This is a genomic window from Candidatus Electrothrix sp. (genome assembly GCF_052785085.1).
In genome coordinates, this window is sequence record NZ_JALAAI010000026.1 from 25863 (window position 1) to 35470 (window position 9608).

General features: G+C 45.2%; 10 protein-coding genes. 1 reads left to right on the forward strand and 9 read right to left on the reverse strand.

The window, feature by feature from the left end; genetic code table 11:
- Positions 1 to 71 precede the first annotated feature (71 nt).
- The 8 genes from L2082_RS06405 to L2082_RS06440 all read right to left on the reverse strand — a co-directional run bounded on the left by L2082_RS06405 (position 72) and on the right by L2082_RS06440 (position 7997).
- A complete protein-coding gene (locus tag L2082_RS06405) occupies positions 72 to 731 on the reverse strand; it encodes a PilX N-terminal domain-containing pilus assembly protein (RefSeq protein ID WP_446009231.1) in 660 nt (219 codons plus the stop codon).
- A 29-nt stretch (positions 732 to 760) separates the two neighbouring features.
- Positions 761 to 1240 (reverse strand): type IV pilus modification PilV family protein, encoded by a 480-nt coding sequence (locus L2082_RS06410; protein WP_446009230.1) that lies wholly within the window; start codon positions 1238 to 1240, stop codon positions 761 to 763.
- A gap of 12 nt (positions 1241 to 1252) precedes the next feature.
- A complete protein-coding gene (locus tag L2082_RS06415; protein WP_446009229.1) occupies positions 1253 to 1912 on the reverse strand; it encodes a prepilin-type N-terminal cleavage/methylation domain-containing protein in 660 nt (219 codons plus the stop codon).
- A gap of 143 nt (positions 1913 to 2055) precedes the next feature.
- A complete protein-coding gene (locus L2082_RS06420; protein ID WP_446009228.1) occupies positions 2056 to 2610 on the reverse strand; it encodes a pilus assembly FimT family protein in 555 nt (184 codons plus the stop codon).
- A gap of 95 nt (positions 2611 to 2705) precedes the next feature.
- Positions 2706 to 3275: a GspH/FimT family pseudopilin gene (locus L2082_RS06425; protein WP_446009227.1), complete on the reverse strand. Its 570-nt coding sequence runs from the start codon at positions 3273 to 3275 to the stop codon at positions 2706 to 2708.
- Positions 3276 to 3516: 241 nt separating this feature from the next.
- Complete coding sequence (locus L2082_RS06430) at positions 3517 to 4941, reverse strand: sigma-54-dependent transcriptional regulator (RefSeq protein WP_446009226.1); 1425 nt, start codon at positions 4939 to 4941, stop codon at positions 3517 to 3519.
- 21 nt (positions 4942 to 4962) lie between these two features.
- Positions 4963 to 6567, reverse strand: a complete 1605-nt coding sequence (locus L2082_RS06435) for a sensor histidine kinase (RefSeq protein ID WP_446009225.1) — start codon at positions 6565 to 6567, stop codon at positions 4963 to 4965.
- 50 nt (positions 6568 to 6617) lie between these two features.
- On the reverse strand, positions 6618 to 7997 hold the full coding sequence (locus L2082_RS06440) for an FAD-binding oxidoreductase (protein WP_446009224.1): 1380 nt from the start codon (positions 7995 to 7997) through the stop codon (positions 6618 to 6620).
- A 160-nt stretch (positions 7998 to 8157) separates the two neighbouring features.
- Between L2082_RS06440 and L2082_RS06445 the strand changes: the two genes are divergently transcribed.
- Complete coding sequence (locus L2082_RS06445; RefSeq protein WP_446009223.1) at positions 8158 to 9156, forward strand: TIGR00266 family protein; 999 nt, start codon at positions 8158 to 8160, stop codon at positions 9154 to 9156.
- A gap of 199 nt (positions 9157 to 9355) precedes the next feature.
- On the opposite strand, the gene L2082_RS06450 is transcribed toward L2082_RS06445, so the two are convergent.
- A partial coding sequence (locus L2082_RS06450; RefSeq protein WP_446011548.1) for a hypothetical protein occupies positions 9356 to 9608 on the reverse strand: 253 nt, incomplete at its 5' end.

Consider the following 9608-nt stretch of genomic DNA (forward strand, 5'->3'; position numbering starts at 1 on the left):
ATCTCACCCCGCTCTCTATATATATTTCAGCAATCATCAATATTTTTTATGTACAAACGCTTGATCATTCGTCAATAATTACACGTACCCTCAGAGCCTAACGAGTGTAAATATTTCGTACAAACAGCAGAAGCGGTATTTCTTTTTCTATCTACCTGATAGACATTAATATCATAAATTAATGATGCCCCACCACTTCCAAGGCTCTTGCCTGCTCCTCCTGCATAACCTGCCGCCATTTCAATGGCTGTTCCTTTAGTCAGTTGCGTATTACCACGCATGATAATATTTGCATGTGGCTGAGCGTTTGTAAGTTCTGCACTATATGTTCCACCAACAACAACTGCCGGGAAAACCAAATCACGCCCATCATCACCGGTCGCATTATCATCCTTTGGCACAGGAACAGTATCTTCAGCATAGTTACGCCAGAACCCTCCTTTACCCTCCTCTACATATACATTGAACCCATCATACCCTGCCAAAAGCTCCCCATCGACCAATCCTAAACAGGCAATACTTTGCTCCAGGATCTCTGCGCTCAGCTCTGACACCGCATCTGCTGAATAAAAAGCCACTTTATGCTGACGGTCATTCATCGCTATTCGCCACTCGGTCATTGTATTCCTGTTAACAGCAATACCCATCACTGTCAAAACAAGCAAAATGAGCAGGGCTGCAACCATCACAAAACCCTCATCATTTCTGGAGTACATTTCTCGTTTTTTCATAACAAGCCTCTGCATTTTTCTCTTCAGTCTTAGATATTTTGGACAATGTAGTTCAATATCGCCACGTCTTCTTGACCCGTACCAACTTCTCTGGTGACGATAACGCGCAGATACTTAGGTCTCTGCGCCACAGGAAGGTCAGTCAGTGTGCAGTCATTGGCAACTGCCCAATACACTCTATATTCCGGTCCTCCGGTACTACCTGAATCCTGCAGTACAGGCGAATCAGCCGACCACCCTGTATCGGTGTAACTTTCCGGCAAATCAGCGCAGGTACCAACAGTCAAAGCAAGGCCCGGATCAGAATAATCCATTGCCAGCAATCGCTCTACCCTGTCAGTAGCCCATGTTGAACCAATGGTTATAGCGTTAGCTGCAAGATTTTCTTTAATAGCTGCGGTTTGCATCCCAAAAAGCCCGAGAATACCAATAGTAAATATGGCCATTGCCATTAAAGATTCAATAAGCGTAAAACCATCCTGAGAAATTCTTTTTCTTGTCTTCTTCATAGCATTCACACATCACATATTACGCATTGCAATTGAAGTTATAAGCAATCGACGATGAAAATTTTTGTTTGGGGAGTTGGTTGATGGGTTATCAAAATTGGTTGCCTTTTTCCAATCTGCTGGATCGCCTGAACCCGGAACATAGGTCATCGTATCTGTATGCTTAAAATCCGGGGCACTGGAGCGCACCAGCATGGAAATTTCAACAACTGTAATGTTATTACCAGTAGCGACATTTCCCTGGCTGTCAAGATATCTAAACAAAAAAGCATCAACACCTTCTGCCAATGGCATAGTTGAACCAGTACCTCCATTCAAAACAGTTGTGACATTAATGTCTCCTTCTGTTTTGTCATAGGCTATGGTGAATTCTCTTTTGTCTGTTTCATCACAAATATCAAATTCCAATGTACTAGGAGCTGTTGTTGTTAAATCAGAGTCACATCCAAGTCCGTTTGGATCATAACCAGCCATTCTGATATTCCTTGCCATATAATCTACAGCACCCCTGATTCGCTGTTGCATCTCACTAACTTGCTCCTGCACAGTGTAACTTCTTTGCTGAATAGTATACACACCGTATATTCCTGCTATCACTAAGCTGGATATGACCATAGACACCATGATCTCGATAAGGGTAAATCCGTTATCTCCTAACCGTGCTTTCTTCATGTTTTCTCTCTCCTTTTCGGATACCAGCCTTTTCAAACCGACACAAGAGCTTTTTTCTGGACAATAATCTACAACAAATAAAATTTTCTGCTTCAGATGTGGAAATGTAGGGGCAGACCTATGTGTCTGCCCGGCATTCCACGTCAATCAGTATCCCAGGAAACACCATCAAATCTTCTGATCTGGATTTTTCCGTATCTTGTTGTCGTTATCGCATAGCAAACATCGTCTCCTGGATATTGTAAATAAACACTATCGTTATCCGCTGTTCCAACAGCCTTAAAATAAATGCCTTTATACGACGCAACATTTTTTATTAACTTTTTATTCCAGTTTTTTGTCGCCTTTCCCTGCCCAAAAATAACTTCTCCGTAATCGGCTAAGTTACCTCCTTCTTCATCAGCATTCCACTCGTTATTTCCGGCAGTCCCGCTTTCATCCTCATCAAAATAGTAATAACGGCCAGCTTCATCAAATCGAACTGTTATCTTTTTATTCTTCTTTACAGCAAGCGATCGTGCTTTATGCAAATCCGCATAGACATTTCGCACTGCTGCTTTTAACCTTTTTTCCGGCAAGCCACTTAAAAAACTTGGAATACTTATAGCTGACAAAATTCCAATAAGAGCAATCACTACCATCAGCTCAACAAAAGAAAAACCACCTACCTCTTTCCTTTTCCCCCCTGATTCCTGCATGAAATCACCTCGTCGAATTAGCAGTATAAACTGTTTTTTTTACGAGCTAACAAACACATCCTCCTTTGCAAGAAAAATCAGCTTGCTGAGCAACCTTAATCTACCCAGGCAGAACCGTTGTATCTGTATATTTTGACAGAACCGAACCTTGAAACAGTGGCCGCATAACAGACAGTCTGGTCGTTTTCGCTTTGCAGAGCAGCTCCCTCCTCTTGAGTAAGCAGCTGAAAAGTACCGGTACCATCATCCATTTCAACAGCTCCTGTGGTGCCAAAACGCACTGTATCATCAGTGAATGTCGTCTTTGTAGTAGCACCAAGAGCATCACCGTTCCAATCATTAGTGGCTATATCACACCCATAGCGAACAGCACCATAATCCGTTAAAGATTCAGTTACCATGGTCCCGCCGTCTGGAAAAATATATTGTCCCGCAGCTGTATCAAAGGTAAAGGTTATATTTGTATTTTCCTTGACTGCCAACAGCCTGGCCTTCTGTAAATCTACATACAGGTTTCTGGCAGCGTTTTTCAGGCGTTTTTCAGGCAGAGAGCGCAAAAAACTTGGGAGAGCAATCGCAGAAAGTATACCAATAATTGCGATCACAATCATCAGTTCATAAAAGGAAAAACCTCTTGAATCGCTTATTTTTCTTCTCATCTTCATTGGATAATCACGTCGTAGTCACTTCATATTGTCAGGCTCATCGTACCAGCAGCCTATTTCTATAATTGCATTGATGCAAATATCAGTCCGATCCTCTAAAATCAGCGACAAAAACACTCCTCATCAAATAATTCTAACAAGATACCAAAAGAAAAAACTCGTATAATTGCAAACGACTCAGTATATTTTTTCCATTCCACAGGCCAATTGTAAACTTATTTAATACTCCTACACTGCCTTCTTATTCCCCCACGCCTTCTTGTTCGCCCTCCACTCCATATTCTTTAATTTTGCTCAATAAAGAAGGATAACTAATCTCAAGAATCTGGGCAGCCTGACTTTTATTTCCTTCGGTCTCCGCAAGGGCCTGGCGGATCAGTTGCTCCTCAACCTTTTTCTTCCCTTCTTTGATAGAAGACAGACCTGTCAAGAAATCAACAGTATTATCTGAAGAATTTTCATAAATAGCATCAGGAAAATTATTCGGCTCAATATATTCGCCTTCAGCCAAAATCACAGCCCGCTCCAGCACATTTTCCAGTTCACGGACATTACCAGGCCAGGGATAGGCCAACAAATACTGCATGGCTGCCTTACTGACTCCTTGTATATCCGGAAGCTTTAAATTCTCAATAAATTTTCCGATAAAATAATCACAGAGCAGTGGGATATCCCCAGTCCGTTTGCGCAGGGGCGGCACCTGGATATTAATCACATTGAGCCGATAAAACAGATCTTCACGAAAACGACCTTGCTCGACCTCTTCACTGACATTCCTGGCTGTGGCAGCAAGTATACGAACATCAATTTTCTTTCTCCGGGCCGAGCCAATAGGCCGAATTTCCTGCTCCTGTAAAACCCGCAACAACTTCACCTGCATAGCCAGAGGAAGCTCCCCAATCTCATCAAGAAAAAAGGTTCCTTTATTGGCCTCTTCAAACAGCCCTTTTTTATCCTGAGCTGCTCCGGTAAAGGCCCCTCGTACATAGCCAAAAAATTCACTTTCCAATAAATTTTCCGGCACACCACCGCAGTTCACTGCAATAAAGGGTTGATCTGCCCTGCCACTTTTTGCGTGGATACCAGCAGCCACTAATTCCTTGCCTGTACCGGATTCACCAGTTATCAGAACAGTGGTCGGATGCCTGGCCACCTTGTCAGCCAAGGTAAAGACCTCTTGCATGGCCTTGCTTTTTCCGATCATCTGCCCAAAGCCGATCTTTTTCTCCAGCTCAACAACCTTTCTTTGCAGACGGATATTCTCCTGACGGAGCCGTTCCCGCTCTTCAGCCTTTTTCAGCACCAAGACCACTTCATCACTCTTAAAAGGTTTGGAAACAAAATCATACGCCCCCTGCTTCATGGCCTCAATAGCTGTATCCACTGAGCCAAAAGCAGACATCATGATCACGGTGGCACTGTGATCAATTGCGTTTGCTGCTTTAAGAAAGGCCAAACCATCCATCTTTGGCATCTTGATATCACAAAGAACAAAGGCAAACGATTTCTTTGCCAAGAGATTCACAGCCTCCTGACCGTCCGCAGCTGTTTTCACCTGATATCCCTCTCCACTCAGGAGCGCAGAGAGCATGTGGCGCATATTTTCCTCATCATCAACAATGAGAACTTGCTGGACATCTTTTATTTGTTCACTCTCATTATTCATACACGATTCCAGTACCTGTTCTCAACCAGGGATATTATCTTTGTTTGGACAAGCAAGAGGAAAACAGAGCAGCATAGTACTGCCTTGCCCGATTTCAGTGCGCAGCTCCATTGTACCGCCAGCTGCTTCCACAAGAGAACGGGAAACTGACAGGCCTAATCCTGTCCCTTTGCCTGGTTCTTTTGTTGTAAAAAAAGGATCAAACACAAGGGCAAGGTTTTTTGTTGCAATTCCTGTTCCATTATCGCGGATACAAAGAACAAGCTGCTGCATCTCTTCTTTTTGCTCACCCTGAGACAGTGGGCATTGTACAGCTGTTGTCATGAATATCCTGCCGTCTTTTCTCGCCTTTTCATCCTTTTGAGCAACCATATGTATTGCATCTGCGCTGTTGAGCAGACAGTTCACAACGACCTGACGCAATTGCTCTTTATCAGCATATAATTGGTCGTTCTCAGCAGCAAAATCTGTAGCAAGAGCAATATCCCGAAATGCGGTTTGCGTCCTGATCATCGTCAGAATTGAATGCAATAATTCATGCAATGAAAAAAGCTGCGGCTTTCCCTTGGCAGCCCTGGAAAAATCAAGCAATTGGCGAATCAATGTATCAATCCGGTGCAGTTCCTGCTCAGAGCGACAAAGAAAATCCCTGTGGTTCTCAGGTTGCTCTTTGGAGGCAAGAAGCATCTCCACATATCCCTGGACCACACTCAATGGGTTGCCAATTTCATGGGCCAACCCTGCTGCCATTCGCCCCACTGTTGCCAATTTTTCCGCCCGAACCATCTCCTGTTGCTGCTTTTTCAAGGTTAGGTTTGCCGCTTCCAGGGCTGTAACTGTCTGTTGCAAAGATTGTCGATCATCCTCAATCCTTGCCAGCATAGAGTTCAGGCTCTTGGATAATTTCCCAAACTCTGTCCCGGAATTTTCCGGAGTAAATTGAAACGGATCATAATTGCGGTATTGATCAGCCAGACCAACCAGGTGATCCACTGGCCGGATAACCAGATTAAACATCCTGAAAAATGCTATAACCCCAAGTACCAACAGATTAAGCACCAGATACACAAGCAATGTTTTTTCGTTCTGCCACAGGGTCAGGAAAAGGGGATCAAGCGAGCGAACCACAGCAACAGCACCGATGATTTCTCCCTGGTCCACGACTGGCTGTGCATTCAACAGAAGATCATTACACAACAGGGTATGAGGGTTTACGGATGCAGTACGACTTACTGGTTTTCCAGTATGTTGGGCTTTCCTGGCAACTCCAGCAAGCAATGCTGTTATCTTGCTCTCTTCGCTGATAGACATGCCGGTTGTTCGCGCTGTTCGGGATGCTGCCTCCTCCCCCTGCCCTGCCCTTTTCCCGGCTTGCAGCAAAAAAAAGAATCGCCCTTGTTCTGAAGCATCATAATACTCTGAAAAAGCAAATTGGTGATCAAAATTGCCTGTACGCCCTTGCTTGTCTTGCAGGAGTAAGGAGTGAATATGGGAAAGAATAGCCTGATCATACTTCACCTCCCGCTGCAAGGCGTCGTGTTTCCACAATAAGAGTAGCACAAAATTGATCAACAGCATACTGATTAAGAGCAGGCTGATGATGGTAAGTGTCAATTTGAGTTTCAAAACAGCCTGCCTGTTCAGCAATAAAAGACTCCGCCCCAAGGGGCGGGGTATTAATGAGCAGGAAAAATCTTGCCCGGATTTAAAATATTATGGGGATCAAAAAGTTTCTTCAATTGCTTCATCACAGAAAGGGCTGTTGCATCAAGCTCCTGAGCAAGAAAAGATGACTTAGTGATGCCCACCCCGTGTTCACCAGAAAGGGTGCCACCCAGAGCAAGGACACGTTCAAAGAGCTGTTCTTTGGCCTTGCATCCATTATTGTATTCTTCCTGGTTCTGTTTATCCACCATAATATTCACATGAATATTCCCGTCTCCGGCATGACCAAAGGTCAAAATGATCAGATTCAGCTCCTGGGCCAGTTGCTCGGTGAATTGAACTAATTTTGGTATGCTGGAACGGGGCACCACCACATCCTCAGCAATTTTATGAGGGCGCAAATGCAAACAGGCCGGAGCAATAGAGCATCGGGCCTGCCAGAGTTCTTTGATTTCCGCTTCATCCGCTGCCTGTCGTAAGGTGCAGTTTTTTTTCTGCCAGACAAAATCGGCAAATTTTTGCGCCTGTTGAGCAACCTCAGCCTGATCTCCATCAAATTCCACCAGCAAAAGGGCGGCTGTCTTTTCAGGCGGCTGCCAGGTTATTTGATCACGCACCACCTGCACAGCGGTTTTATCCATATATTCCAGGGTACAGGGCATCAGGCCAGCAGCCAGGATCTCTGCCACCAACCTGGTTGCTTGGGCCAGAGAAGAAAAACTGAGCAAAAAAGTCACCTTGGTCTCAGCAAGCGGAAGGAGCCGGAGAATGAGCTGAGTAAAAACAGCCAAGGTTCCTTCAGAACCGATAAAAAGCCGGGTCAGGTCATAGCCTACCACGCCTTTTTCCGTGCGCACCCCTGTCCGCATAATCTTCCCTCCAGGCAACACCACCTCAAGGCCGATAATATAATCACGGGTCACCCCGTATTTCACTGCACTGGGGCCTCCGGCGCATTCTCCGGCATTGCCGCCAATGGAACAAAATTTCAAGCTGGCCGGATCCGGGGGATACATTAAACCGTATTTTTTCAAAGCAGCTTGCAGCTCACCAGTCACAACCCCTGGTTCCACCACTGCAATCATATTATCCGGGTCAATTTCCAGGATTCGTTTCATCCGACTGAACCCAATAACCAGGCCTCCCTGCACAGGTAAGGCTCCACCAGTGGTACCGCTGCCAGCCCCACGGGGAATGACCGGAAAACCATACTCTTCAGCAAGACAAAGCAAGGCCGCAACCTGCTCTTTGGTTTCAGGCAAGGCCACAGCATCTGGCATGAAATTTTGACTTGAGGCATCGTAACTATAGCAGGAACGATCCTCGACATCTGTCAGTAAATTCGCCTGCCCAACAGCCTCTTGTATCTTTTTTATGACTTTTTTTTCCATATCTGTAAGAATAGCGGATATTCTGTTGAAGAGCCAGCAGTTTTCAGACGCAAACACAACAAACATGTGTATACTCGGCACCAAAAAACCCTGAAAAGGTTTAACATTACCAGCTCAGACCAACTCCCTGAGCATAATAAAATCTTCATGAGGTGGCATCATGTACAACTGGTATGTTGCGGTTAATGGACAAACAGTCGGTCCTTTTTCCCAGGAACAACTCATCACCGGAATACAATCCGGCCAATACAACAAGACGACTATGGTCTGGCGGGAAGGCTTTAACGACTGGTTAGCAGTGGACCAGGTCAAGGAATTGAGTAATCCCGGTGCAGCAGGCATCACACCTCCGCCCATGGTCGGACGACAGTCCCATGAAATTGATTACGAAATTTTTGGTCATGAAATGCAGTTTGTCGAAGTTGAGCTTGATCCACAGGAAAGTGTGGTGGCTGAGGCAGGCAGCATGATGTACATGAGCGACTTTATTCACATGGACACCATTTTCGGTGATGGCTCGGCCTCATCCCAACAAGGCGGCTTTTTTGACAAAATGCTTGGGGCAGGAAAACGGTTAATTACCGGTGAAGGCTTATTTGTCACCATGTTCACCTTTCAGGGCCAAGGCAAAGGCAAGGTGGCTTTTGCTTCTCCCTATCCGGGCAAGATTATCCCCTTGGATCTGAGCCAATACGGCAACAGGATTATCTGCCAGAAAGACGCCTTTCTCTGCGCAGCCAAGGGCGTAGCCATTGGGGTGGCTTTTCAGAAAAAGATAGGTGCTGCCCTGTTTGGTGGAGAAGGATTTATTATGCAACAGCTGGATGGTGACGGACTCTGCTTTGTCCATGCTGGTGGCACTATTGTTGAACGAGAGCTCCAGGCCGGTGAAAGCCTGCGGGTGGACACGGGTTGCCTGGTGGCCCTGACCCGGAATGTGAATTATGATATTGAGTATGTGGGCAATGTAAAATCAGCCGTATTTGGTGGTGAGGGTTTTTTCTTTGCTACTCTGCGTGGTCCCGGCCATGTCTGGCTGCAATCCCTGCCCTTTTCCCGGCTGGCTGGACGAATCTGGTCTGCTGCTCCACAGGAGGGAGGACAGGGTACTGGTGAAGGATCAGTACTGGGTAATCTTGCCAACATGTTTGAAAAATAATAGACTCTTTTCTCCCCGAGTGCCGTAGGGGCGAACCTACGTGTTCGCCCTGTTTTTAACGGAAAGGTCTTTTTCCAGTTCCACGCTCCAGGTTGACCCGCTGAAAAAGTCAATAAATATCAAGCCAAGCAGCCGATGCCAGTCTATTCAGTCTATTTTTTGTTGTTTCACTATGGATTTATTTAATGTAAATGACTGGTTAATTGTCCTTTTCGCCTTGTTTATTCTTTAGGTACTGTTGAATTTCTTCAAGAGAAATTCCTTTCAATCGATCATCCAGCGAAAATTGTTGCAGCACCTCATCTGGCGAAAGTACTCCCAAATGGGGTGCGATTAAAAGTGAGGTATGATCAATTATCGGATGCATGACAGAGTATGGTTCTGTTAAGATGCTTACTTTCAGAGATAGCTGAAAAATAGTCAGCACACTGTATTGTCCACTCATATAATAA